Genomic DNA, 23,945 nt, shown 5'->3' on the forward strand with positions numbered 1-23,945 from the left:
CAGCGGCAGACTCGGATCGGGGTCCATGTTTCCTCCAGGCTGAATGTCAGTCGGTGGGCTAGTTGCGTGCGGTGTACCTACCTTGCGCCCAATGTGCGACGGCCCACCATGGGGCACGACGCAGCAGCCAGCATGCGCGGGGCTTGGGTTCACACCAGAAAATCAGCAGAGCGGGAAAAGGCAGATTGCAGGGAGCAAAATTGCCAGCGCTTGCCATGCCAAGGGGGGCAAGGCAGCGCAGAAAAGCGCGAGTACCTTGCCGATTAAACTGCGGCCAGTGGCCGCCAACTAGGCTGTTCCACAGAAAGTCACTCGGATTGATGATGCCCGGCAGTGTAGCGGCGGGCCGTAGCGAGCAGCAACCGGCAATGTGCCATTGCCGCGCGGTAATTGTGGCTTGCGGGGGCGCTTAATTCACGGCAGGGGCCGGGCAAGGTGGCTGCTGTAGCAGTTGGGCAAACTCGGCCAGTGGCACGGGGCGGCTATACCAATAGCCTTGGCCAAAGCGCACCCCTTGCGCCCGCAGTAGCGCCGCCTGCTGGGCTGTTTCAATGCCCTCGGCCACGATCTCGGCCCCCACGGCCTCGGCAATACTGACGATTTGCGGGATCAGGCTGGCGCGCAGGGTGTCGTCTTCCAGGTCGGCCACGAACGAGCGATCGATTTTCAGAAAATCGGGCGCCAGATATTTGATGGTGCCCAGATTGGAATAGCCGGTACCAAAATCATCGACCGAAATCTGGTAGCCGGCTGCGCGCAACTGTTGCACCTCGGCTTGCAAATGCTCGCTCACGCCGTATTCGGTGACCTCGATATTCAGCTGCCAGCGCGGGTGTTGCCACGGATCGAGTAAGCCGCTGAGCTGGGCATGGCGGATATGCTCGGGGAAGAAATTCAGCGCCACTTTAAATGGACGGCTGGGCGCGGCCGGCAGCAGCGTCGCCAGCTCCGCCAAGGCGCGCTGACTAACCGCCTGATCCAGCGCCCAGCTGAGCCCCTGCGCCTGCACCAGCGGGATCACCTGATCGGGAAAAATGGTGTGTTCGCCATCTTTGAGCCGCATCAGCACTTCGCAGCCAGCGATCTCGCCGCTGGCCAGCTCAACAATCGGCTGATACATGCAGTGAATATGCGCCGGCTGTAGCAGCTGCGGCAGCCGGTAGGCCAGCGTGCCGCGGCGGCGCAAGCTGCGGCTGACCCAGCGGCCACTAATGGCGCCGAGCAATAACGCCAGTGTGGCCAGCAGCGCGCACAGCGCCCAGTTACTACGCCACAGCTCGGCCAGCGAGCGATAGTTCTGCACAAAGAGGCCGGTATTGGGCACATTGCTACCGACGACCAGGCGCTGCTGCGCCCAATCAATTTGCCAGCCCGAGCCCGGCCGGCTCAGTGCGCGCCAGCGCAAGTTCGTGGGCGGTTGTGGGTGTGCCGCCAGCGTCGGGCGCGACCAGATTAGATGGGGGGGCGCGTCGGCGTAGCTGATCCAGACGGCATCCAGCGCCGCGCGTTGGAAAGTTTCAATCGACACATGGCCATCCACCAGCAAGAGCTGCGTGCCGCGCGCAGTGAGGGTGCTATTCACTTGCCCATTGCGGATCGGCAGTGGGTAGTCGTTCCAGATCTGCGTGCCTTGGGCATCAATAAATTGTGCCGGCGGCAATTGCATCGGCGGAGTCAGTTCGCCGTGACTGGTGAGGCAGCGCAGCTGCCGCTGCTCATCCAATAAGCCCACGCTGCGCAGATAGCGAAAATTCAGTAATTGGCTGCGCAAGCGGCTCAGGCTGTCGGCCTGACAGTCGCGCAGCGGCTGGCGGCCAAGGAAGGCAAAGCCGCGCTGCACTTCGCTGGCCACCGTCGTGAGGAGTGCCCCGGCGCTTTGCTGCTGCAGGCTAAGGCGCTGCTGCTCCTGTTGCAGCACACCGGCCAGCGCCAAGAGCAAAATCAGTGCGGCGAGCAGCACGCCGGCCAAACTACCGAGTAAAAGGTGAAAACGCGCAAGCAATAGATTCATGATGGAGATTCGCCGGTGCAGGTTTAGCCGATGCAGGTTGGGCCGATGCAATGATGCCGCGATGGAGCTACCTCATGGTACGCCAGCTCACGCCCGCTGTCAGTTCAATGGCATTTTTACTGAAAGCTAAGGGTGCTATCGCCTGCGGCGGGCGCGCCGTTGTCAGTGCGTCTGCAGATCAACTGGGGGTATACCATTGCAATTTATATTCCAATTTGTTTATGGGCTTATACCTGCATTGGGTATTTGAGTGCATGGCCGACCGTGTACCTAAGCAAGCGCGATCGCTACACGGAAGTTTGCTTCAAATCAAATGGTAATGATTCTCAATAAGTGGTGAAAATGCTAAGATGCCATTCCTTTGTCATCTTTGAGCGTCGCGCACCACAAGTCGCTGCGGCGCATGCAGCATTGCTGCAGGAGTCATCCCATGCCTGCTACCCGTTCGGCCAGCCCCACACCGGCAAGCTATACCGCCGGCTCGACCATTTTGTCGTCTTGGCAGCAGCCGCTGGCGGATGGATGTTGTGTGGCGGCCAGCACTTTGCGCGGCGGGCATGCCCATCGTGCGGATAGCGAGGCGGGGCAGCGGCTGATTGTGCTCTTGCAGGGCGAGCTGACCCTGGGTTTTGGCGAGCGCCGCATTCAGCTGGCGCATTCGGTGGCGCGGGGCGCGGAAGTCTTGCTGGTGAACCTGACCGAAGCCACCGAGTTTGCCCGCGAGATCACCGATTGCACGCTCGAGCGCAAAGTGTGTCTGCATATTCCGGCCGGCTGGCTGGATGCACATGGCCTGCATGGCGCAGGCGAGCAGGAGGCGGCCTTGCAGCAATTTACCCGCCAGCATTTGGCTGTGCGGCAATGGCAGGCCGAGCCGGCCCTGGTGGCGCTGGCGGAGCAACTGTTGGCGGGGGCCAGTGCCTCGCCCCTATTGGCGCGTTTGCAGCGCGAAAGTCTGGCATTTGAATTGCTAGCTATGGCGCTGGGCCAAGTGCAGCCAGCCAGTGCGCCCAGTTTGCCGGCCCATATCAGCCGCCGCCTCGAGGCGGTGCGCGCCTTGCTCGATAGTGGCGCGGCGGATGAGCTAAGCCTGAGTGAGATCGCGGCGCAAGCCTGCATGAGTGTGGCCACGCTGCAGCGACATTTCCGTCGCCAGTTTGGTACCAGCGTGTTTGATTATCTGCGCCAGCAAAAACTCTGGCAGGCCCGCCAGCGGCTGCAGCGCGGCGAAGTCTCGGTGACCCGCGCGGCGCTGGATGCCGGCTACACCTCGCCGGCCAATTTTGCTACCGCCTTTCGCCGCGCCTTTGGCATGGCCCCCAGCGAGTGTCGCGCCGCCTAGCTTTGCGCATTTGCCAAAGCTGATCACGCCCCCCGCAAAAGTCAGCGGCGCCCGCCCACGGCACAATACGCTTACCAGTTGAGTTTGATTATCATTTCTTGCCCTTGGGTGAGAATTTCAGGAATTCAGTCATGCACACCCGCGCTCCATTCCCGCTTCGCCATCTGGCGGCCGCGATTCCCCTCACTTTGGCGCTGCACGCCTACGCGAACGAAACCAGCACCCAGCTGGCCACGGTAGAAGTCACCGCCAGCACGCCGACGCAGGATGACACCTTGCAGCGGCAAACCCTGCTGGATCAGCAAGCCCAGAATCTTAGCGATGTGTTTCAGTCGGATGCCGAGATCAATATCGGCGGCGGTGGCAACCCGATTGCCCAGAAAATGTATATCCGCAGCATGGAAGAATCGCTGCTGAATCTGAGCGTGGATGGCGCGCAGATTAACAGCAAGGTGTATCACCACCAGACGGCGCTGATTCTTGACCCCCAGTTGATCAAGCAAGTGGAAGTCGAAAAAGGTACGGCCGCAGCCAGCGCGGGGCCTGGCGCATTGGGTGGGGCGATACGCTATCAAACTGTGTCGGCGCGCGATCTCTTGCGTCCCGGGCAAACCATCGGCGGTAGCGTCACCGGCAGCGTCTTTAGCAATGATGGCTGGCGCAGCAGCGCCAATGTGTATGGCCAGGCCGGTAATCTGGATGCACTGCTTGCCGCCACCACCATGCGTACCGATGACTATCAGGCCGGCAATGGACAAACGATTGCCAATTCGGGCACCGAGCAGGCCAATTACCTGGCTAAAGTGGGGCTGCAGCTCACACCACAGCAGCGCCTGAGCGCCAGCTTTCAGCGCAGTAGCGATGAAGGCGTGCGCACCGCGCGGGCCAATATGATTGGCTTTGCTCATCCGGTCTTGCCAAACGACCCGATCCCGCAAAGTCTGGCCCGCGATACGGCCACGCTCAATTACAGTGGCCAGCAGTTAGGCTGGATCGACGCCGCCAATGCCACGCTGTATCGCTCCGAAGTCGAGAGCGAGCGCACCAATAAAAAAGGCCGTAGCTGGGGCGAAAGCCTGACCACGCAAGGCGCTGATCTGATGCTCAAGCAAGCGCTGGGCGAGCATCTGCTCAAATACGGACTGAACTGGCGCGAAGAAAAATCCGCCGCCAATCGCATTGCCAATCCGTATGGTCTCACCGGTACGGGGAGCGAATCGATGCGCGTATGGGGTGGTTTTGTGGAAGGCGAGGCGAATTGGGCCAGCCTGACTTTCACCGCCGGCCTGCGTTACGACGATTACAGCTACACCGATAACCACCGCCAAAACTACACCAGCGACGGCGTAAGCCCAAGTGCTGGCGTGCGCTGGCAGGCCACCGATGCGCTGCAGCTGCGCGCCGGTTATGCCAAGGCCTTGCGTGGGGTAGGGCTGAAAGAAGCCTTTATGCTCGATATCGCCCAGTGGAAAAACCTGCCCAAAATCGAGGCTGAAAGCGCGCATAACACCGAGCTGGGCTTTAGCTATCAGCAAGGTGGCCTAAGCCTGGCCGGGAATGTATATCGCCAGATTATCGAGAATTACATCACCACCTTTAGCTGCCCCAGCGCCAAAGGCGGCTGCCGCGGCAATCTGGGCCGCGCCACCATCGATGGCTATGAGCTGAGCGCGCAATACCAGCTGAGTGATTGGCAATTTGGCCTCAGTGTGGCCGATAGCCGCCCCGAGCTGGATGGCCGCAAATTTAACGATGCAGATCTGGGTCTCGGTACCAGCACCGGCCGCACCTGGGTAAGCAAAGTGGGCTACCGCCTGCCGGCGCAGCGACTCGAGCTAGGCTGGATGGGCCGCTATGTCGAGGCGCTGGATTACCTGCCGGTGGGCGGTAAGGCCGAGCAAACCAAGGCTGGCTATGGCGTACACGATCTCTACCTCACGTGGCGGCCACTGGCGAAAGACACGCTGCGCCTGAATCTGACCGTGAAAAACCTGTTCGACAAGCATTACTACGATCAGGCCACTTATGCCTACAACGGCTGGCAAGGCAAGGTGCTGGGCTATCCGGAGCCGGGCCGCGATGTGCGGCTGGAAGCCAGCTGGCAATTCTAATGATTTTTTAAGTTTGCTTGCGCCACCGGCCTGCCCGGTGGCGCTGGCGTTTTGCTAAAGGAATACAAGATGTCGGAGTGGAAGATCTCGCTGTTTCGCCCCGCCGTGCTGGCGGGTTGTCTGTTTAGTAGCCTCAGCGTGGGCGCCTGGGCCGCCAGTGTGACCGATCTGGCCGGGCGCACGGTGGAAATCCCGGCCAAGATCGAGCGGATTATCGTCGGTGAAGGCCGCATGCTGCCGAGCTTGGCGATTTTAGATCGCGAGCTACCCGCGCAGCGCGTGGTGGGCATGCTGGGCGATTTCGAGCAGCTCGACCCGGGCAGCTACGCCCAATACCGGCAGGTGTATCCCAAGCTCGATCAGATCGAGCGCCTGGGGCGTTCCAGCCAAAGCTTTAGCGTGGAAGAAGCCATTGCCCTGCAGCCGCAGTTGGCGATCTTTAGCCTGCGCGGCCACGGCCCTGATGTGAAAGACACCGCTACTTTGCAGCGGCTAAGCAAGGCCGGCGTGACGGTGGTGTATGTGGATTTCACCAAAGATCCGCTCAAAAACACCGAGGCCAGCATCAGGGTATTGGGCCAGGTGCTCGGTAAACAAAAGGCTGCCGAGCAATACCTCGAGTTTTATCGCAGCGAAATGGCCAAAGTGAGCGCGGGCCTCGCTAAGGTGAAACGTAAAACACCGATGTTCCTGGAAAGCCGCGTTGGGCTGGGCAATAGCTGCTGCGAAACGCTCACGCACGGCATGCTCGGGACTTTTGTTAGCGCTGCAGGGGGCGCCAATATCGCCGACCCGCTGGTGCCGGGCGCACACGGCACGGTCAGCCTCGAATTTTTGCTGCAAAGCCAGCCTGAAGTGTATATCGGCACCGGCATCGGCAACCCGATTACCGCCCGCGATCGCAATAGCCCCCGCATTGCGCTGGGTGCCGGCATTGATCGCGCTACCGCGCAGGCCAGCTTGCGCCACGCGCTGACGCGCCCGGGCTTTGCCCAGCTCAAAGCCGTGCAATCGGGCCGCGCGTATGCGATTTCGCATCACTTTAATTACAGCGCGGCTAATGTGGTGGCGGTGCAAGTGCTGGCCAAATGGCTGTATCCGGCCGAATTTGCCCAGCTGAACCCACAGGCCACCTTGCAATCCTTCTTCCAGCGCTTCCAGCCAGTGCCACTGGCCGGCACCTACTGGATTGAGGCCGGCCAATGAAGGCCGAAACTGCCCAAATCGCTGCGGCTGCCTCCGGTACGGGGGCCGGGGCGGGGGAATTAGCCCGCCTGTATCGGCGGCAAAATCACTGGCGCTGGCTCTGCCTGGTGGGGCTGGGCGCGGCTTTGTTGCTCAGTTTGGCGGCCGATCTGGCCACCGGCAGCGCGCGCTATCCGCTGGCCACCGTGCTGGCGGGGCTGTTTGACCCTAGCGGGCTGGATGCCAGCTTGCGCGTGGTGATTTTTGATGTGCGTCTACCTTATGCGCTGATGGCGCTGGTGGTGGGTGGCGCGCTGGGCTTGGGGGGCGCGCAGCTGCAAACCGTGCTGAATAACCCGCTGGCCAGCCCGTTTACGCTGGGCGTCGCGGCGGCGGCCACCTTGGGCGCCTCGCTGGTGATCGTGTTTGAGCATCATTTGCCGCTGGTGCTGCCGCATGAAATCTTGCTGCCAGTCGGGGCTTTTGTGCTGGCGCTGGGCTCCACTGGGCTGATCTTGCTGCTCAGCCGTGCGCATGGCGGCGGCAGCGATACGCTGGTGCTGTTTGGGATTGCGCTGTTGTTCGCGCTGGAAGCCTTGGTGTGGCTGCTGCAATTTCTGGCCGATGCCAATGCGCTGGAGCAGATTGTGTTCTGGTCGATGGGCAATCTGGGCCGCGCTACGCTCACTCATGTGCTGATTGTGGCGGTGGCGCTGCTGTTGGGGCTGATTAGCGCGATGCGCCGCGCCTGGGCGCTAACGCTGCTGCGCAGTGGCCCGCTGCAAGCGGCGAGCCTGGGGGTGCAGGTGGATAAGCTTAGCTGGCGGGTGCTGTTGGAGGTGAGTTTGCTCACCGCTGTGGCGCTGGCTTTTGTGGGCACCATTGGCTTTGTGGGGCTGGTGGGGCCGCACATCGCTCGCCTTTTGGTCGGCGAGCAGCATCGCTACTTTTTGCCGGCCAGTGTGCTGTGTGGCGCGCTGATGCTGTCGCTGGCGTCGCTGGCCAGCAAGGCGCTGGTGCCAGGCTTGGTGATCCCGATCGGTATCGTCACTGCGCTGGTGGGCGTGCCGGTATTGATTGCGCTGATTTTACGGCGGAGGGCCTAGGGTATGAGTCTGCAGATCAATGATTTACAGGTGATCCGGGGGCATACCCGCATTATTGATGGTCTGGATCTGGCGCCCTTGCCGGCCGGTAGTGTTACCGCGCTGATCGGCCCCAATGGCGCGGGCAAATCCACGCTGATTCACGCCATTGCTGGGCTCTTGCCCGCGCGCGGGCAGCTGAGCCTGCATGGCCAGCCGCTGGCCGCGCTGAGCCCGGTGGCGCGCAGCCGGCTGGTGGGCTTATTGCCGCAAACCCTGCCGCAAGCGGCGGGGCTGACGGTGTATGAGTTGCTGCTGGGCGGTTTGCTCACTGGCGGCCTGAGCCGCGCCGAAGCCGAAGCGCGCATCGAGCATTATCTGGCCAGCTTGCAGCTCACCCCGCTGGCGATGCGGCCACTGGCTACTTTGTCGGGCGGGCAACGGCAAATGGTGGCGCTGGCGCAATTGCTGGCGCGTCAGCCGGCTTTGCTGTTGCTGGATGAGCCCAATAGCGCGCTGGATTTGCACTGGCAGCTGGCGTTGGTAGAGGCAATCCGCAACGACGCCCGCGAGCGCGGCAGCATTGCGCTCTTGGCGCTGCACGATCTGAATCTGGCGCTGCGCTGCTGCGAGCGGCTGATTGTGCTGGATGCCGGCCAGTGTGTGGCCGATGGCCCGCCGCTCTCGGTGCTGAGCCCCGCGCTGCTGGCGCAGGTGTATGGCATTCATGGCCGGGTGGAAGCTTGCTCGCAAGGCCGGCCGATTTTTGTGCTCGACCAATTGGTTCGCACCTAACTAAAGGATAAATACCCCATGACCGTAATTACCTCTAGCCAAGTTAATACCGAGCTTGGCAAGCAATACCTCTTTAAACTCTGTAAACATTTCGCCCGCAAGATCCCGGTGGAGTTTAGCGAAACAGAGGGCGTAGCCCAATTTGGCCAGCCTGAGCGCCCGCTGGGGCAGGTGGAATTTAACGCCGACGCCGAGCGCCTGCGCTTTACCGTGCGCGCCACCGATGAAGCCGCCGCCCGGCAGTTGCAGGCGGTCGTGGAAAGCCACCTGCAACTGATGCGCAAAGCCGAAAACCCAGCGCTGGATTGGCAGCCCGTGGCGGGGTAAAGCGGGCGATGGGCTTGCTTGAGCTTATTTGAGTAGCAGCGCTTTATTCAGGCGTTTGAATTGGCCGGCATAGAGCGAGTCGTTAAACTGCAGGGTAAAGCTATCGGCTTCTACTTTGGTGATGCGGATCGGTAGCTGGCGATATGCCCGCCAAATCAGTACCAATAGCACCCCGGGCAATAAAGTTATGATCAGCATACTGATCGAGGTGCCGGGTCCATTACTGCTATGGCCAAATAAGCTCAGCAAGCCGCCAATCAACAGAACAGGCCCGAGCAATAAAGACAGCGGGCCGAGAATAAATGCCATCCAGCGCAGCACGCTCACGCCAAGAGTTTTGCGGGTGAGCAAATTGGCAAATGATAAGCCTTTGGCATGCTCAGCGCAGACAGGGTAATTGAGTTCGAGCAATTCGCCGGTCATGGTGACGCCATTAAAGCCAGCGATATGCCCACCGCTCGCGTTGGCGGCGGTGAGGGCGTCATCGCTGCGGCAGCGCGCGCAGCACCGTGGCCATTGCACTTCGCCTGTGTTGAGAATTTTGTACTTTTGCCCCATTTGCCGCTCCCAGTTTGCTTTTTGTGTAAGCGCAAACTGTGCCTGATGAGGCTGGTGGCGTCGATGGTGGAGGCTCAGGCCGCGAAGAATGCGGTCAAAACTACAACAGTCATTCTTCGGGCTGACAGATCAAGAAACTGACATTACCAATTCAACGGCAGGCCCTTGATGGTTTCCAGCAGCTGTTGCGCCACTTGCTGATGATCGGCGAGGTTGGGGTGCCACTGGCAGGCGGTAAGCTGCATCGGGTCGAGGTCGAGGTAGTGCAGGCGGGTATTGCCCGCCGCTTGCTCGGCCGCGAGCACGGCTTGCACGTTGGGGCGTTGCTGGTCATCCGGCCAGAGTTTCATCGCCAGCATAATGATCTGCGGCTGGCCATAGCGGCTGTTGAGCTCTTTGATCAGCTGGCGATAGGCGGCTTGAAAATCGGTGGCGCGTTGGGCAGTGCTGCGCTTTTCACCCGGGTTGACCGGGGTAGAAAAATCGTTAATCCCCAGCCCAATCACCACCAGCTGCGGTTTCCAGCCGGTTTCGGCGGCGCTGCCCGGCGTGCTACCAGGCTCGGTGTGCAGGCGGCGGGCGTAGAAAGTGCGGAAATCCCGATCGGGCAGATTGCCATTCCAGTTGCGAATCAGCCCCATGCCCGACATGGCATTGGTTTGCCATTGTGCGTTCAGGCTGCGGGCAACTTTGACCGCAAAGCCTTGGGTAATGTCGGTACCCGCGGCAATGGCGCTGTCGGGGCAATCGCGGCGGGTGGTGAGATTGGCCAGCGCGGCGGTGAATGAGTCACCAATAAATTCGATTTGCCGGCTAGGCGCCGCCGGTGCTGGCAGCCATTGACCTTGCTCCAGCGTAAAGCCATACACCTGGCCGACGTATTCGGGGGTTTCATTACGGCGAATCAGCGCCACAGTGTGCTCACCAGCGGTTAAATCGCGCAGCCATACCGTGCGTTTGCCGCGAGCAGGCTCGATTTGCAGCTTGGGCTGGCCGTCGATTTCCACTACGTAATAGCTCGATTCGTCTTTTAGCACCACGCCCACTGCGCTGCCTTTAAAGCGCGCACTCAGCGTCACGCCGGGCCAGGTGGTTTGATAGGCATCGCCGCTTTTTTGCCAGCGGCCGACGAGGGTATAGCTGGGGGTGTCGGGATTCGTTGGCGTTGCGGCTGGGGCCGCCTGAGTATGTAGGGCCAGGCTGCTGAGCGCGGCCAGCGCGAGGGCGCGAGTGGGGTGCATGGGTCATCCTCCTTGGTATTGTGCGTCGATTGTACGGCGCGGGAGGAGGCGCGTCCTTGTCGGAATCTGGCTTGGGATTTGTCCGAATCTTGCCTTGGCGATTTGGCTGCATGCGGCGGGTGTGATTTAGCAAAAATCTAAAGGGGTATATGCTTGCAGGCTTTATAAGTAAAGGCTTGTAGGGAAATACCCAAAAGAGTATGCCCCGGCGGGGCCGGGGCATCAGCGGTGACGAGCGCTAAAGGGCGAATCAGAATAAATCAAATACCAGTACTTCGGCTTGCTGACCGTGTTGCAAGCTCAACTGTGCTTCCTGCGTGAGCATGGCCGCATCACCGGCCTGCAAGACCACGCCATTCACTTCCAGCTGGCCGCGCGCCACATGCACATATTGCTTGCGCCCGGCGGGTAGCGCTTGCACCAGCGCTTCATCGCCATCAAATAGGCCGACATACAGACGTACATCCTGATGAATCAGTACCGAGCCTTGTTCGGCATCGGGGCTGACTACCAGCCGCAGCTGGCCGCGTTTTTCCGCTTCGGCAAAGATCTTTTCTTCGTATGAAGGTGCAATGCCTTTCACGCCCGGCATAATCCAGATCTGCAGCAGATGCGTCTCTTCGCTCTGGCTGGGGTTGAATTCACTGTGGCGCACGCCAGTGCCGGCGCTCATGCGCTGCACATTGCCCGGGCGGATAATCGAGCCATTGCCCATGCTATCGCGGTGCTCGATCGCCCCAGCCAGCACATAGGTAATGATTTCCATATCCTGATGCGGATGCATGCCAAAGCCCATGCCGGGGGCGATGCGGTCATCGTTGATCACCCGCAAAGCGCCAAAATGCATATGCGCCGGATCATAGTATTCGGCAAACGAGAAGCTGAAGTGTGAATCCAGCCAGCCGTGGTTGGCATGGCCGCGTTCGTCCGCTTTGCGTAGGGTAATCATCGTGAGCTCCTTCAATTCATTTGAATGGTGTATGCCATAATAAGCTTGCCCTTGGGCCATTGATAGCCAAAAGATCTGCCCAAATCATTCAAAAAATCGGAATAAGCCCCATGCTGCGTTTAAGTCTGGAAGCCCTCGAAATTCTCGACGCGATTGCCCGCCGTGGCAGCTTTGCCGCCGCCGCCGAGGAAGTCCACCGTGTGCCCTCTGCCGTTACCTATATGGTGCGCAAGCTCGAAGACGATATGGGCGTGCAGATTTTTGATCGCAGCGGCCATCGCGCCCAGCTCACGGCCGCCGGGCAAGAGCTGCTGAACGAAGGGCGGCATTTGCTGCGCGCCGCCAATGAGCTGGAATGCCGGATCAAACGTGTGGCCACCGGCTGGGAAACCGAGCTGGGCATTGCCGTGGATACCATTATTCCGCTGGAGCTGCTGTACCCGCTGCTGCGCGAGTTTGATGCGCTGCAATCGGGCACCCGCATCCGGTTTTTGCATGAAGCACTGGGCGGCACTTGGGAAGCGCTGCTGGATCGGCGCGCCGATATTGTGATTGGCGCCATCGCGCAAGGGCCGGCGGGTGGCGGGTATTCCACCCATATGTTGGGCGATTTTCGCTCGGTCTTTGTGATTTCGCCGCAGCATCCGCTGGCCGAGAGCCCAGAGCCGCTGGCCCCGCAAACCATTATGCAACACCGCGCGGTGGTGATACCCGATAGCGCCCGCCAGCTCACCAAGCATTCCTTCAATATTTTATCCGGGCAGGAAATGCTGCACGTGCCCGATATGCGGCAAAAAACCCTCGCCCAAGTCGCCGCCTTGGGCTGCGGCTATTTACCGCTGGCCTGGGCCAAACCGTATCTCGCCAGCGGCGAGCTCATCACCAAAGCCGTAGCCGAAGTACAGCCGCATGTGCGGCTTTGCCACGCCTGGCGCAGCCAGGACGCCGGCCAAGCGCTGAAATGGTGGGTTGATGCCCTCACTAGCGATCAGACAATTCGCCAATGGTTGCAGGCGGGCTGATGGCTTCATCGGTTCAAGGTGGGCAGCAGGCCATGCCCTAATTATTCGTGCAGACTATCCGCCGCCACATACACCCAGGCTTCACCACCGGTGCTCAGTGCTGCGGCGACGCGGCGGTAGGCGTCGACTTCGTAGCGGTCGGCGTGGGCGAGCTCGGCGTCGCTGATTTCAAATACTGTGCCACTCACTTGGGCGGTGGGGTCGCCGGTGTAGCGCACAATCGGGTGGTGAGTTTTGCCGCTGGTGCTGACAACTTCTGGATCATCAATCGCCACCATAGTCTGGCTGTAGCCCACAATCGCGCTGGCTTGGCCGCTGAGTATTCGGCCAAAGGTGGCCAGCTGCACATTCTCTTGCTGCAAAGTGCCATAGGAAAACAATCTGGGCATATTGGGCTCGCTCTCGGTAGGGTGAGGCCAATTTAGCTTTGGCCGCAGGAAGCGACAAGTGACAGTCGGCAGGGGTACAGTTTTGGTAGGGGTATAAGCAAAGAGCCATTGCATGGCAATGGCTCTGGGGCAATACATATGTGGGTATGTCGGGCGCTGTTTAGTGTGATGGGTGGCTGACCGAGTGCAGTAGTTTGTCGGTGTAGGCCAGCGCCGCGGCGGAAATCAGGAAGGCCAGATGGATAATCACCTGCCATTTCATTTGTGATTCGGGCAGCTGGCCGGCATTGATGAAGGTTTGCAGCAGGTGAATCGATGAAATACTGATAATCGCCATGCTAAGTTTAACTTTCAGTACGGTGGCGTTCACATGATCGAGCCACTCGGGCTGATCGGGGTGGCGATCGATACGCAGACGGGAAACGAACGTCTCGTAGCCGCCGACGGTGACCATCAGCAGCAGATTGGCAATCATCACCACATCAATCAGGCCCAGCACGGCCAACATAATCTGGGTTTCGCTCAGCGAGCCGAGATTGAGCATCATGCTGGTGAGGCCGGCCAGAAATTTGTAGGCATACACCCCTTGCACCACGATCAGGCCCAGATAGATCGGCAATTGCAGCCAGCGGCTACCAAAAATAATTTTGCCCAGCAGCGGGGTGGCTTGATTGGTCTCTTGTTCTTGCATGCAAGGCGTCCTCGTGATTCTGATTGCGGCCCGTATTGTCGCCTTTGGCGGCGGCTGGCGGCAAGCGCAGGCAGAAAAAAACCCCTGCCTTAGCAGGGGTCAGGCTGCGGACAAAATGGGGGAACAATCTTTTTCAAGTCTCGGCCAAGCCGAGCCTAGGAAATAAAGGCGTTTAACCTGCAGTCTTGATGTTCTATTCCCACCCCTTCCGGCCCCTCCTTGAGGGGCCCTCGCTTCGCGAGTGGGGTTTGTCAGTAGTCTGAACCCCTGCCTAAGCAGGGGTTGTAGGGAGAGGCAGCTTATTTGCTGGCTTCAACCTGAATGCGCAGTGTGACTTCATCACCCACGGCTGGTACATAGGCTTTCATGCCAAAGTCGCTGCGTTTGATGGTGGCCACCGCATCTGCACCGCAAGCTGGTTTTTTGCTCATTGGGTGTGGCGCGCATTTGAAATTAGTGACGTTCAGGGTCAGTGGTTTGGTCACGCCCAGCAGGGTGAAATCGCCGCTCACGCTCACCAGTTTGTCGCCTTCAAATTTGAAGTTATTGCTTTTGAAGGTCATGGCTGGGAATTTGCTCACGTTGAAGAAATCTTCGCCCTTCAGGTGGTTGTCACGCGCTTCCCAGCCGGTGCGCAGGCTAGCGGCATCAATGCTGATGTCGGCGCTGCCGGTTTTTTTTGCGGTATCCAGGGTGATGGTGCCGCTGGTTTTTTCGAAATTACCGCGCTGGGTTGAGTAGCCCAGGTGGTTGATTTCAAAACTAGCATAGGTGTGTGATGGGTCGATTTTATAGGTATCGGCCGCTTGTGCACCAATAGCTGCTACCGACAGTACAGACGCCAAAATCAGTTGTTTCATGAGTAATACTCCTAGTGGGTATGAGTTGAAATGCTTTTATTTGCCTGCTTTACCGGTCAATACCAGCTTATATTTCACGGCAACTTCGTTTGCTACCGTGCCGGTGTCGGCCCAGGCGCCATCACCGAGTTTGTAATTTAGTCGCAGCAGCGGCACATGGCCTTCCAGTACCAATTCAGCGCCTTGCTGTTTGGCGGTCATTTGGCCGACCACTTCTTTGGTAATGCCTTTGATGTTTAAAGTGCCTTTGGTTTCAAATTTGCCCCCGCCCAGTGCTTTGACACTGGTGGCGGTAAAGGTGGCTTTCGGGTTGGTTGCCACATCAAACCAGGCTTTCTTTTTCGCCTCGGCATTGCCATCCGGGCCGCCGACATCAATGCTATTGAGGTCAACGATGATCTGCGCTTTGGCCGCTTCCGGTTTGGCCGGGTCAAAATCTACGGTGGCGGTGTAAGCCTTAAACAGGCCTTCGGTGGGCGTGTTCATCTGGCTAAAGGTAAAGCCTAGGCGGCTTTTGGCCGGCACCAAGGTTTGTGCGGCGTGGGCGCCGAGAGTGGTCATCAGCAGGGTGGCTAACAGGGTAGCGCGTACAAGCATGGGTTTTCTCCAGTGGGGCTGGGGTAGGCCAGCCAATCAAGTTAAATCCGGTCGCTGAGTCTGGCCGAATTGAGTCTAAATCTCGTTTAAAGTTCAGTTTCTGGCCATGGGCCAGCTCACACTGCCTGCACCGTGCAGGTGTGGTGAGGTTTATTTCCGACGCAGGAAGGGCAACATCCGCGCCAAAGTGCCGTCTTTCTCGATCACGTGGTGTTTGATGGCGCCTGCGGCATGCAGACCGATCAACACCAGTAAACCGTTGGCCAGTAATTCGTGGATCTCCCGCAGGGTGTGGCCCAGCTCTTCATTTTTGCCCACCAGATCGGGCAATTGCACTACGCCAAACAACAACACCGGGTAGCCTTTGGCCGAGCTAAGCATCCAGCCTAGTAGCGGAATCGCCGCCATCAACAGATACAGCAGGTGATGCACGCCGATGGCGATCTTGCGTTGCAGCGGGTCGGTGGCTGGATCAATTTCGGGTGCACCGCGCACCAGTTTGACGATCAGACGCACCACAAATAGCGCCAGTACGGTAATACCCACCCATTTATGCCAGGCAATCAGCTGTAATTTCAGCTTGAAGGTATCGGGCGCCAGCGGGGTATTGCCAAATTGCCAGATCAGAATAAATGCGGCCAGAATCAGGGCCGCCACCAGCCAGTGCAGGCCGATTTGCAGGGCGCTGTATTGGGCGGGAGCAGGTTTTTTCATGACAAGTCCTTGTTCAGTTATTCTGAATACGCATTGCATCATAGTGGGCGTGCTAAGTGATTGATAGCGAAATTACTTGTATTGACTATTCAAAAAAATTGAACGTCTTTTGTGCTTCTACAGGATGTACTGTATTTGTCCGCCCAGTGCACAGTGAAAACCAGTAGAATTACGCCCGGATGAAACATCTAGCCTTGGGGAGAAAGATGGAAGATATAGAAAAATTCATCGGCGGTTTCCGCCGCTTCCAGCATAAGTACTTTGGCGAACACCAGACCTTATTTGATGAGCTAAAGCAGGGCCAAAACCCAAAGACACTGCTGATCGGTTGCTCTGATTCGCGGGTCGATCCGGCGCTGTTGATGGATTGTGATCCGGGCGATCTATTTGTGGTGCGCAATGTGGCCAATCTGGTGCCACCGTATGAAGTTGATGGCGCGTTTCACGGGGTATCGTCGGCGATTGAATATGCGGTCGAGCATCTGGAAGTCAGCAAGATTATTATCTTGGGGCATTCGGCCTGCGGCGGGATTCGCGCGCTGATGCAAGAGCCCGAATCGAAAACCGAAGCCAATTTTGTCGGCCGCTGGGTGCAAATCGCCGAGCAGGCGCGCGAACACGTGCGCCGCGAGTTGGCGCATAAAGATGAAGAGCGGCAGATTAGGGCCTGTGAAATGGCGGCGATTATTGTTTCGCTGGATAATCTGATGACGTTCCCGTTTATTGCCAAACGGGTTGAGGCGGGCAAGCTGAGCTTGCTGGGCTGGTACTTCGATATTCAGCAAGGCGCGCTGTTTGATTTCAACCAAGAAACCAATGCCTTTGGCCCGCTGGTAACGTCGTTATCGCCGGCCCTTTAAAGTGGCCTTTTAAAGCAATAGCACACAAAAAAACCTGCCGAGAAGCAGGTTTTTTTGTGCTTATTTTTTACCGAGCCAGCCCTCGATCTTGCCAACGATCTCGGGGTCATCTGGTTCGGTCATCGAGCTAAAAGCGGTCACGGTTTTGCCATCGGGGGCGATCAGGTATTTGTAGAAATTCCATTTCGGCGTAGTGCCCGAGGTTTTGCTGAGCTGCTGATACAGCGGATTGGCGCTTTTGCCCCAGACGCTGGTTTTCTCCATCATCGGAAACTCGACCAGATAGGTGAGTTTGCAAAAATCGCCAATTTCCGCGTTGGTTTCTAGTTCTTGCTTAAAGTCATTGGAGGGAAAACCGATCACCAGCAAACCACGGCCTTTGTATTGGTCGTAGAGCTTTTCCAGCTTGGTGAACTGTTTGGTAAAACCGCATTTACTGGCCGTATTCACGACCAGAATGGGCTTGCCAGCATAGGCACACAAATCAAACGGCTGGCCTTGCAGGGTTTTAAACTGGTGATTGAGCAATGGGCTGCAGGCAGCCCAAGCTGAGCTGGTCATCACACTGAAACTAACAGCAAGCAATAAGCGGCGCATCGGTCGTTCTCCATGGCGGTGGCCTAGAGATTAAACATCTTCCGCAGCTGGCTGGCAACGCCATGTTGTTCATTGCTGCCGATCACGGGCAGGTTCGGATGGGCGGCTTTGAGTTTGGGGCTGGCGTTGGCCATTACAAAGCCCTGGCCGGCGACGGCCAGCATTTCAATATCGTTTTGCCCGTCGCCGAAAGCGCAGCAATGTTCGGCATCAATGCCTAGGCGGGCCAGCACGGCGGTGAGGGCATGGCCTTTGGATACAGTCGGGGCCATGACTTCGAGGCAATCGTGCGCCGAAAAGGTGATATATACCTCATCGCCATAGCGCGCCAGAATGCGGCTTTCGATCTCGGTGAGCGCCTGATGTTCGCCAATGTAGAGAATCTTGGCGATGCCTTCGCCGCTGTGCGCCGCCAGATTGCAGACCTGATAGCCAAAGCCCGAATCTTTGTAATACACCCCAACCAGCTCTTCACACTCGCGCTCAACCAGCCAGCCCTCATCCACATAGGCATTGAGCAAAGAGCCACTGGAAACATCGGGCTGCATCAGTGCGCGCGCCAGCTCAGGCTCGATGTTTTCGGCGTAAATTTCACGATCTTCCGGATCATGCACCCGTGCGCCATTTGAGGTGATCAAATGGGCCGGTACGCCCAGCGCAGCGCGAATGCCGCGCACATCGAGAAAATGGCGGCCAGTAGCAATCGTAATGGCGTAACCCTGTGCAGCCAGCGTTTGCAGGGTCTCGGCGGTAAAGGCATCCACTTTGTGCTCTTTATCGAGCAAAGTGCCATCAAGATCACTCACTATCATCGTCCGCATTGCCAGCTCCGTCGGTGGGGAAATCAAGCCGTTATTTTACGCTAGGCTATGGGGGCTTGGCCTTCGTAATAATGCCAATCGGGTTTTGCTGTATAGACCGGTAAGCTGCCGGCCGCAGAGCCGCTGCGGTTTCACGGTACAATGCCGCGCAACAAGGAGTGGCAAATGCAACGATGTGATGTGGTGGTTTTGGGGGCCGGGGCGGCTGGAATGATGTGTGCGGCAACGGCTGGGCAGCGTGGGCGCAGCGTGGTGCTGATTGATCATAGCCTCAAGCTGGCCGAAAAAATCCGCATCTCGGGTGGTGGGCGCTGTAATTTTACCAATCTCAATATCAGCCCTGAATGCTATCTCTCGAATAACCCGCATTTTGTGAAGTCGGCCCTGAAGCAATTTACCCAGCATGATTTCATTGCGCTGATGTACAAACACGGGCTGAGTTTTCAAGAGAAAACCCTAGGCCAGCTCTTTTGTGATCAGCACTCGCAAGGGGTGATTGATTTACTGAAAGTCGAAGTCGATGCCGGTGGCGCCCAGTGGCGGCAGGGTAGCCGGATTGTGGCTGTGGCAGCGCATCCTGACGGTGGTTTTGTGGTGCATACAGAGCGCGATGACCAGCCGGAAAGCTGGCAGTGTGAATCCCTCGTGGTGGCGACCGGTGGTTTATCGATCCCGCAAATCGGCGCCACCCCGATTGGCTACGAGATTGCCAAGCAATTTGGTCTGCGCATCGTGCCGCAGGCGGCTGCACTGGTGCCGCTGACTTTTCAGGCCGAAGATTTATGGACTGAGCTGGCTGGCGTGGCGATTGAAGACGCGATTGTGGCGTGCGGCCGACAGCAGTTTCGCGAGGCGATTTTGTTTACGCATAAAGGCGTCTCCGGCCCGGCGATTTTGCAAATTTCCAGCTATTGGCAGCCCGGCGAGAGCCTGGTGATCGATCTCTTGCCGAGCGTGCAGTTGGCCGATATTTGGCCGATGGCCAATCGTGAGGCTTTGCTGAGCAAGATCTTGGCAGAATGGCTGCCGAAGCGTTTCTTGCAGGTATGGCTTCAAAGGTATGGTGAAATAAAGCCTCTAAAGCAATACTCACCCAAGGTATTGCAGCAAATAGCTGATGATCTGCACCGCTGGGAAGTCAAACCCTCAGGTACACAAGGCTATAAAAAAGCCGAGGTGACGCGGGGTGGGGTGGATACTGATGAGCTGCAATCCAAAACCATGATGGCGCGCCAAGTGCCGGGCTTATTTTTCATTGGCGAGGTGGTGGATGTAACCGGCTGGCTGGGCGGATACAATTTTCAGTGGGCCTGGTCATCAGGATATGTTGCAGGACTGCACGTTTAGGTCTAAATTAATACTACGGCAACAAAAGAGGAGTTCGTGGTTTTCCGCAAGGACGTTATTGTTGACTGCAGTACTTACAGAGGAGATGAATTTGCAGATCTGTAATCGCAGTTTAGGTAGCTCGCCTCTAGGCAAATCCTGATCATCCGTGATCTCGTTCTACCGGCAACGGCCCGCAGGCTGACATGATTCAAGCCTGAAGCAATGAATGCCGACCGGTAACGAAACGAAACCCGTTTCGTTGTTCTTTATGTGCTCTTTAGCTGGCCCGATTGTTTAGGCAACATCGTGTTGTCAGGCTAGGTGGCTGCAATCCATGTGGGCAATGCGCCCCGCAGCCCGTGCCAAGGGTAGTGAGTTGTAAGATAGGAAGCAGGCAGTACGTAGATAGTAGGTGTCGTACGCAGTTGAAGTTTCCGATCGGGCAGACCACCTTGGCTGGTGGATTGGGATAGGGGTATCCCCTCACCAACCTGCAGAGTACAAAAAAGCGAGGCTTTGGCCTCGCTTTTTTCATATCTACCTCTCTGCTGAGGTGGCTTATTTCAGCCCTAATACATCCTGCATATCATAATGACCGCTGGTTTTGCTGGCCAAAAAACGCGCCGCGCGCAAGCTGCCTTGCGCATAGATGGTGCGGTTGCTGGCTTTGTGAGTGATTTCTACGCGCTCACCGGCGCCGGCAAAGACCACCGTGTGGTCGCCAATCACATCGCCGCCGCGTAAGGTGGCAAAGCCGATGGTGCCATCTTGGCGCTCGCCGGTAATCCCTTCGCGTGACCACACGGCAATGTCTTTCAGGGCTTTATCCCAAGCGCGAGTCACCGCCTCACCCATGGCAATCGCGGTGCCGGATGGGGCGTCAACTTTGTGTTTGTGGTGCATTTCCACGATTTCGACGTCATAGCCCTGGTTCAATACCCCTGCCGCAACTTCGAGGAGCTTGAAGACCAGATTAACCCCCACGCTCATATTGTAAGCCGACACAATCGCGATCTGGCTCGCCGCGGCAGCGATAGCACCACGGCCTGCTTCGTCAAAACCGGTGGTGCCAATAATCATGTTCACGCCGTATTGCTGACAAGCCGCGAGATGCGCCAAGGTGGCTTCCGGGCGGGTGAAATCAATGATTACATCCGCACCTTGCAGGGCGGCCAGGTCGGCGGTAATGGTGATGCCGCTGGTTTGGCCCAGAAAGGCGGTGGCGTCTTGGCCGATGCTTTCGCTGCCCGCGCGATCTAGGGCGGTATGTAATTGGGCATCAGGTGCATTCACGACGGCTTCGATCAGCATGCGGCCCATGCGGCCAGAAGCACCGGCAATGGCGATTTTCATCGTCATTTAGAATCCTTTATCAATCAGAGGTTTGACTTCGACTTGCTTGCTGTCTGGCGCGCCGGGATTCACCTTGCTACGCATCAGCTGCTCATCGCTGACTACGGCGCTGGCTCGCACGCGCGCTTCTTTGCGGGCGGCCGGCTCAGGCAGTACTTCACCTTCCCAACGGGCCACCATATTATTTTCAAAGATGATCGAGAAACGCTTGTTCACTTTCACATCACCGCTTTTTTCATCGCGATAGATGTATTCCCAGCGGTCTTGATGGAAAGGATCGACCAGTAGCGGGGTGCCGAGCAGGAAGCGAACCTGACTTTGCGTCATGCCGACTTTCAGATTTTCCAGCTGATCCATGGTGATCTGATTGCCTTGCGGAATATCCAGCTTGTAGGGCGTGAGAAAATTGACCACGCTGCAGCCGCCTAGGAAGAGGCTGCTCAGGAGGAGTGCAGTAGAAATTCTAGCCTTCATGCGTTTGCGCTTCACTGTATGGATCGGTGCGCGGCACCGCGAAACGCTATATGATAACCCTATTGCGCCAACACCGCACAGTGACACACGGGAAAAAATAACCATGAGCAAAGCCGCAGAATTGAAAGGGATGGGGCTGAAAGCCACCGGTCCGCGCCTGAAAATCCTGAATTTGTTTGAAACCAGTACCGAACGCCATCTGACGGCCGAAGATGTCTATCGCATGCTGATCGCCGAAGAAATCGATGTCGGTCTTGCCACCGTGTATCGTGTGCTGACGCAATTCGAACAAGCCGGCATACTGGTGCGTCATCATTTCGAAACCGGCAAATCGGTGTTTGAATTAAACCACGGCGAACACCATGACCATCTGGTGTGTGTGAAATGCGGCAAGGTTGAAGAATTTTACGATCCGGAAATCGAAGCACGGCAAGATGCAATTGCCGAAAAACATGGCTTCCAGATTCAGGAACACGAGATGTATCTGTACGGCACCTGCGCCGATTGCCAGAGCAAGAGTAAAAAATAAACGATGATTCCGTGGCTGGATCATCGGCTGGAATTTCCGCCCCTGACTCAGGCCTTGTCTGAGCCCAATGGGCTACTGGCTGCCGGTGGCGATTTAAGCCCGAACCGTATACTTGCCGCGTACCAACGCGGCATTTTTCCTTGGTTTATGCCGGGCGAGCCGATCTTGTGGTGGTCGCCAGACCCGCGCATGGTGCTGTATCCGGCCGAGCTGCATGTGCATCGCTCGCTTGATAAAGTGATTCGGAATAAAGCCTATCGGGTTACCTTTGATACGGCCTTTCATGCGGTGATGTCGGCGTGTGCCGAGCCGCGCGCGGGTCAGCCGGGCACGTGGATTTCGGCCGAAATGCTGGCGGCCTACACCGCCTTGCATGAGGCCGGTTTTGCCCACAGCATCGAATGCTGGATCGATGGTGAGCTGGCTGGCGGCCTGTATGGCATGGCCATCGGCAAAATGTTCTATGGTGAATCCATGTTCGCCCGCCGGCCCGATGCTTCAAAAATCGCCTTTGTGCATCTGGTACGCTGGCTGGACGCACAAGGCTACGGCCTGATCGACTGTCAGATGTATACCGACCATTTGGCCCGTTTTGGCGCCCGCGAAATCCCCCGTGCGCAGTTTATGGCCAGTCTGGAGCGCCTGACCGCCCAGTATGTCGATCCCGGACCGTGGTCGTACGATTACCAGGCCAGCGGCGCTGGCCCCGCGTAGGAAGCCACCATGAACGACACCTTTCGCAAGCACACGGTGCAGCTGCAGTTTTACGCTACGGCGCCGTACCCCTGTAGCTATTTACCCAATGAGTTGGCACGCTCGCAGGTGGCGGTGCCCTCCGACCTGATCGATAGCGGTGTGTATAGCCAGCTGGTGGAGCAGGGCTTTCGCCGTAGTGGGCAATTTGTCTATCGCCCCTGGTGTGATACCTGCAGCGCCTGTGTGCCGGTGCGATTACCGGTGGCAGATTTTCAACCTAGCCGCACTCAGCGGCGAGTGGCGCAGCGCAATCAGTTGCTGAAAGTGCGGCTGATTGAGCTTACTTTTCGCGAAGAGCATTTTCAGCTGTACCAGCGCTATCAGCGTCAGCGTCATCCGGGCGGGGGGATGGATCAGGACAACCGCGAGCAGTATGAAAGCTTTCTGCTGCGCAGCAATGTTTCAAGCGTACTGGCCGAGTTTTTGCAGGATGGCGAAGTCTGTATGGTGAGCTTGATCGACCAGCTCGATGATGGGCTGTCCTCGGTGTACACCTTTTTCGAGCCTGATTGGCCGCAGCGCAGCTTAGGGGTGTACAACATTCTGTGGCAGATTGGCCTAGCGAAGCAATTAGGGCTGCCCTATGTGTATCTGGGCTACTGGATCGATGGCTGTCGCAAGATGACTTACAAAACCCAATACCAGCCGATTGAAGGGCGGGTGAATGGGGTATGGCAACGTCTTGAGGGTATTGCCAGCTAGGCCTTGATTTAAAATAGCCTGCTGGCAATACATGGTGGGGTATGGCTTAGGCTTTCAGCTTATTCGCCCACGCCGCTAGCGCGACCAATTGCTGGCGGATATTTTCCTGCACTTTCTCATCCAGCACATTGCCATCAGCATCAAAGCCACCGGCAAAGGCATTGGCAAACACTTCCGGTTTATTCAGCGGATGCAAATCCACAAACACGCACACTTGGCGCAGATGATATTGCATGCGCGAGGTACCCATGCCGCCGCCCGCGCCCATCAAGGCCACGGCTTTGCCGCCCAAAATGGCATTGCCTTCGGCGCGCGAGGCCCAGTCAATGGCGTTTTTCAGCGCTGGCGCGAGTGAATAGTTGTATTCGGGGCCAGCAAAAATATACGCGTCCGCCGCCTGCATTTGCTGCATTAATTGCTGTACAGCGGCTGGCATTGGCGTGAGATCGGCGTTGTAAAACGGAATGGCCGACAGATCCGCGATTTCGATCTCCATGCCGGCTGGCGCATGGGCTTGGGCATAACGCAGCATGCCTTTATTGGCCGATTTTTCACGCAAACTACCGCAGATGGCGAGCACTTTCATGGTGGATATCCTGCTGTGAGGGGAAAAGCTTAGCTTAGCCAATTCGGGTGACAGTACCAAG

General features: G+C 57.7%; 26 protein-coding genes. 12 read left to right on the plus strand and 14 right to left on the minus strand.

Annotation, left to right across the window (positions count from 1 at the left end; translation table 11 throughout):
• Positions 1–409 precede the first annotated feature (409 nt).
• Positions 410–2,011 (minus strand): EAL domain-containing protein, encoded by a 1,602-nt coding sequence (locus tag QV747_RS10710; RefSeq protein WP_273430787.1) that lies wholly within the window; start codon positions 2,009–2,011, stop codon positions 410–412.
• Between the two features lie 430 nt (positions 2,012–2,441).
• Between QV747_RS10710 and QV747_RS10715 the strand changes: the two genes are divergently transcribed.
• The 6 genes from QV747_RS10715 (at position 2,442) to QV747_RS10740 (ending at position 8,856) form a co-directional block, all read left to right on the plus strand.
• Positions 2,442–3,353 (plus strand): AraC family transcriptional regulator, encoded by a 912-nt coding sequence (locus tag QV747_RS10715; RefSeq protein ID WP_273430785.1) that lies wholly within the window; start codon positions 2,442–2,444, stop codon positions 3,351–3,353.
• 131 nt (positions 3,354–3,484) lie between these two features.
• The gene (locus QV747_RS10720) at positions 3,485–5,464 is read left to right on the plus strand and encodes a TonB-dependent receptor domain-containing protein (protein ID WP_273430783.1); all 1,980 of its coding nucleotides are present in this window, start codon (positions 3,485–3,487) and stop codon (positions 5,462–5,464) included.
• Between the two features lie 69 nt (positions 5,465–5,533).
• The gene (locus QV747_RS10725) at positions 5,534–6,670 is read left to right on the plus strand and encodes an ABC transporter substrate-binding protein (RefSeq protein ID WP_273430781.1); all 1,137 of its coding nucleotides are present in this window, start codon (positions 5,534–5,536) and stop codon (positions 6,668–6,670) included.
• Positions 6,667–7,755 (plus strand): iron ABC transporter permease, encoded by a 1,089-nt coding sequence (locus QV747_RS10730; protein ID WP_273430779.1) that lies wholly within the window; start codon positions 6,667–6,669, stop codon positions 7,753–7,755. Before QV747_RS10725 ends, QV747_RS10730 begins: the two co-directional genes overlap by 4 nt.
• Positions 7,756–7,758: 3 nt before the next feature.
• Positions 7,759–8,529: an ABC transporter ATP-binding protein gene (locus QV747_RS10735; protein WP_273430778.1), complete on the plus strand. Its 771-nt coding sequence runs from the start codon at positions 7,759–7,761 to the stop codon at positions 8,527–8,529.
• Between the two features lie 18 nt (positions 8,530–8,547).
• A complete protein-coding gene (locus QV747_RS10740; protein WP_273430776.1) occupies positions 8,548–8,856 on the plus strand; it encodes a DUF2218 domain-containing protein in 309 nt (102 codons plus the stop codon).
• Positions 8,857–8,880: 24 nt separating this feature from the next.
• On the opposite strand, the gene QV747_RS10745 is transcribed toward QV747_RS10740, so the two are convergent.
• The 3 genes from QV747_RS10745 to QV747_RS10755 form a co-directional block, all read right to left on the minus strand.
• Positions 8,881–9,414: a hypothetical protein gene (locus tag QV747_RS10745; protein ID WP_273430774.1), complete on the minus strand. Its 534-nt coding sequence runs from the start codon at positions 9,412–9,414 to the stop codon at positions 8,881–8,883.
• Positions 9,415–9,557: 143 nt separating this feature from the next.
• Positions 9,558–10,655 (minus strand): SGNH/GDSL hydrolase family protein, encoded by a 1,098-nt coding sequence (locus tag QV747_RS10750; protein WP_273430772.1) that lies wholly within the window; start codon positions 10,653–10,655, stop codon positions 9,558–9,560.
• 250 nt (positions 10,656–10,905) lie between these two features.
• Positions 10,906–11,604, minus strand: coding sequence for a pirin family protein (locus QV747_RS10755; RefSeq protein ID WP_273430770.1), 699 nt, complete (start codon positions 11,602–11,604; stop codon positions 10,906–10,908).
• Positions 11,605–11,714: 110 nt separating this feature from the next.
• Here QV747_RS10755 and QV747_RS10760 point away from each other — a divergent pair, with 110 nt between their 5' ends.
• A complete protein-coding gene (locus QV747_RS10760; protein WP_273430767.1) occupies positions 11,715–12,626 on the plus strand; it encodes a LysR family transcriptional regulator in 912 nt (303 codons plus the stop codon).
• Positions 12,627–12,667: 41 nt separating this feature from the next.
• Here QV747_RS10760 and QV747_RS10765 read toward each other — a convergent pair whose 3' ends face one another.
• The 5 genes from QV747_RS10765 to QV747_RS10785 form a co-directional block, all read right to left on the minus strand.
• The gene (locus QV747_RS10765) at positions 12,668–13,015 is read right to left on the minus strand and encodes a gamma-glutamylcyclotransferase family protein (RefSeq protein WP_273430766.1); all 348 of its coding nucleotides are present in this window, start codon (positions 13,013–13,015) and stop codon (positions 12,668–12,670) included.
• A gap of 160 nt (positions 13,016–13,175) precedes the next feature.
• Positions 13,176–13,706 (minus strand): TIGR00645 family protein, encoded by a 531-nt coding sequence (locus QV747_RS10770; RefSeq protein WP_028448526.1) that lies wholly within the window; start codon positions 13,704–13,706, stop codon positions 13,176–13,178.
• A 299-nt stretch (positions 13,707–14,005) separates the two neighbouring features.
• Positions 14,006–14,566 carry a YceI family protein gene (locus QV747_RS10775; protein WP_028448527.1) on the minus strand — a complete coding sequence of 187 codons (561 nt, stop codon included), beginning with the start codon at positions 14,564–14,566 and terminating at the stop codon, positions 14,006–14,008.
• A gap of 36 nt (positions 14,567–14,602) precedes the next feature.
• The gene (locus QV747_RS10780) at positions 14,603–15,163 is read right to left on the minus strand and encodes a YceI family protein (protein ID WP_273430763.1); all 561 of its coding nucleotides are present in this window, start codon (positions 15,161–15,163) and stop codon (positions 14,603–14,605) included.
• A 150-nt stretch (positions 15,164–15,313) separates the two neighbouring features.
• Positions 15,314–15,877 (minus strand): cytochrome b, encoded by a 564-nt coding sequence (locus QV747_RS10785; protein WP_273430761.1) that lies wholly within the window; start codon positions 15,875–15,877, stop codon positions 15,314–15,316.
• 206 nt (positions 15,878–16,083) lie between these two features.
• On the opposite strand from QV747_RS10785, the gene QV747_RS10790 reads away from it, so the two are divergent.
• Positions 16,084–16,737, plus strand: coding sequence for a carbonic anhydrase (locus QV747_RS10790; RefSeq protein WP_028448530.1), 654 nt, complete (start codon positions 16,084–16,086; stop codon positions 16,735–16,737).
• A 60-nt stretch (positions 16,738–16,797) separates the two neighbouring features.
• On the opposite strand, the gene QV747_RS10795 is transcribed toward QV747_RS10790, so the two are convergent.
• Complete coding sequence (locus QV747_RS10795) at positions 16,798–17,334, minus strand: glutathione peroxidase (protein WP_028448531.1); 537 nt, start codon at positions 17,332–17,334, stop codon at positions 16,798–16,800.
• Between the two features lie 23 nt (positions 17,335–17,357).
• Complete coding sequence (locus QV747_RS10800) at positions 17,358–18,155, minus strand: Cof-type HAD-IIB family hydrolase (protein WP_273430758.1); 798 nt, start codon at positions 18,153–18,155, stop codon at positions 17,358–17,360.
• 165 nt (positions 18,156–18,320) lie between these two features.
• Between QV747_RS10800 and QV747_RS10805 the strand changes: the two genes are divergently transcribed.
• On the plus strand, positions 18,321–19,502 hold the full coding sequence (locus QV747_RS10805) for an NAD(P)/FAD-dependent oxidoreductase (protein WP_273430756.1): 1,182 nt from the start codon (positions 18,321–18,323) through the stop codon (positions 19,500–19,502).
• A 540-nt stretch (positions 19,503–20,042) separates the two neighbouring features.
• On the opposite strand, the gene dapB is transcribed toward QV747_RS10805, so the two are convergent.
• Positions 20,043–20,843: a 4-hydroxy-tetrahydrodipicolinate reductase gene (gene dapB / locus QV747_RS10810; protein ID WP_273430754.1), complete on the minus strand. Its 801-nt coding sequence runs from the start codon at positions 20,841–20,843 to the stop codon at positions 20,043–20,045.
• Positions 20,844–21,251, minus strand: coding sequence for an outer membrane protein assembly factor BamE (locus tag QV747_RS10815; protein ID WP_273430752.1), 408 nt, complete (start codon positions 21,249–21,251; stop codon positions 20,844–20,846).
• A 163-nt stretch (positions 21,252–21,414) separates the two neighbouring features.
• Here QV747_RS10815 and fur point away from each other — a divergent pair, with 163 nt between their 5' ends.
• Genes fur through QV747_RS10830 form a run of 3 tightly spaced genes read left to right on the plus strand, consistent with a single transcriptional unit; the run spans position 21,415 to position 23,298 of the window.
• Positions 21,415–21,840 (plus strand): ferric iron uptake transcriptional regulator, encoded by a 426-nt coding sequence (gene fur, locus QV747_RS10820; protein WP_028448535.1) that lies wholly within the window; start codon positions 21,415–21,417, stop codon positions 21,838–21,840.
• 3 nt (positions 21,841–21,843) lie between these two features.
• A complete protein-coding gene (gene aat, locus QV747_RS10825; RefSeq protein ID WP_273430750.1) occupies positions 21,844–22,554 on the plus strand; it encodes a leucyl/phenylalanyl-tRNA--protein transferase in 711 nt (236 codons plus the stop codon).
• Between the two features lie 9 nt (positions 22,555–22,563).
• Positions 22,564–23,298 carry an arginyltransferase gene (locus QV747_RS10830; protein ID WP_273430748.1) on the plus strand — a complete coding sequence of 245 codons (735 nt, stop codon included), beginning with the start codon at positions 22,564–22,566 and terminating at the stop codon, positions 23,296–23,298.
• A gap of 46 nt (positions 23,299–23,344) precedes the next feature.
• On the opposite strand, the gene QV747_RS10835 is transcribed toward QV747_RS10830, so the two are convergent.
• Positions 23,345–23,884 (minus strand): NADPH-dependent FMN reductase, encoded by a 540-nt coding sequence (locus tag QV747_RS10835; protein WP_273430746.1) that lies wholly within the window; start codon positions 23,882–23,884, stop codon positions 23,345–23,347.
• Positions 23,885–23,945: the final 61 nt, after the last annotated feature.

It is taken from the genome of uncultured Chitinibacter sp., assembly GCF_945957625.1.
GTDB lineage: Bacteria > Pseudomonadota > Gammaproteobacteria > Burkholderiales > Chitinibacteraceae > Chitinibacter > Chitinibacter tainanensis.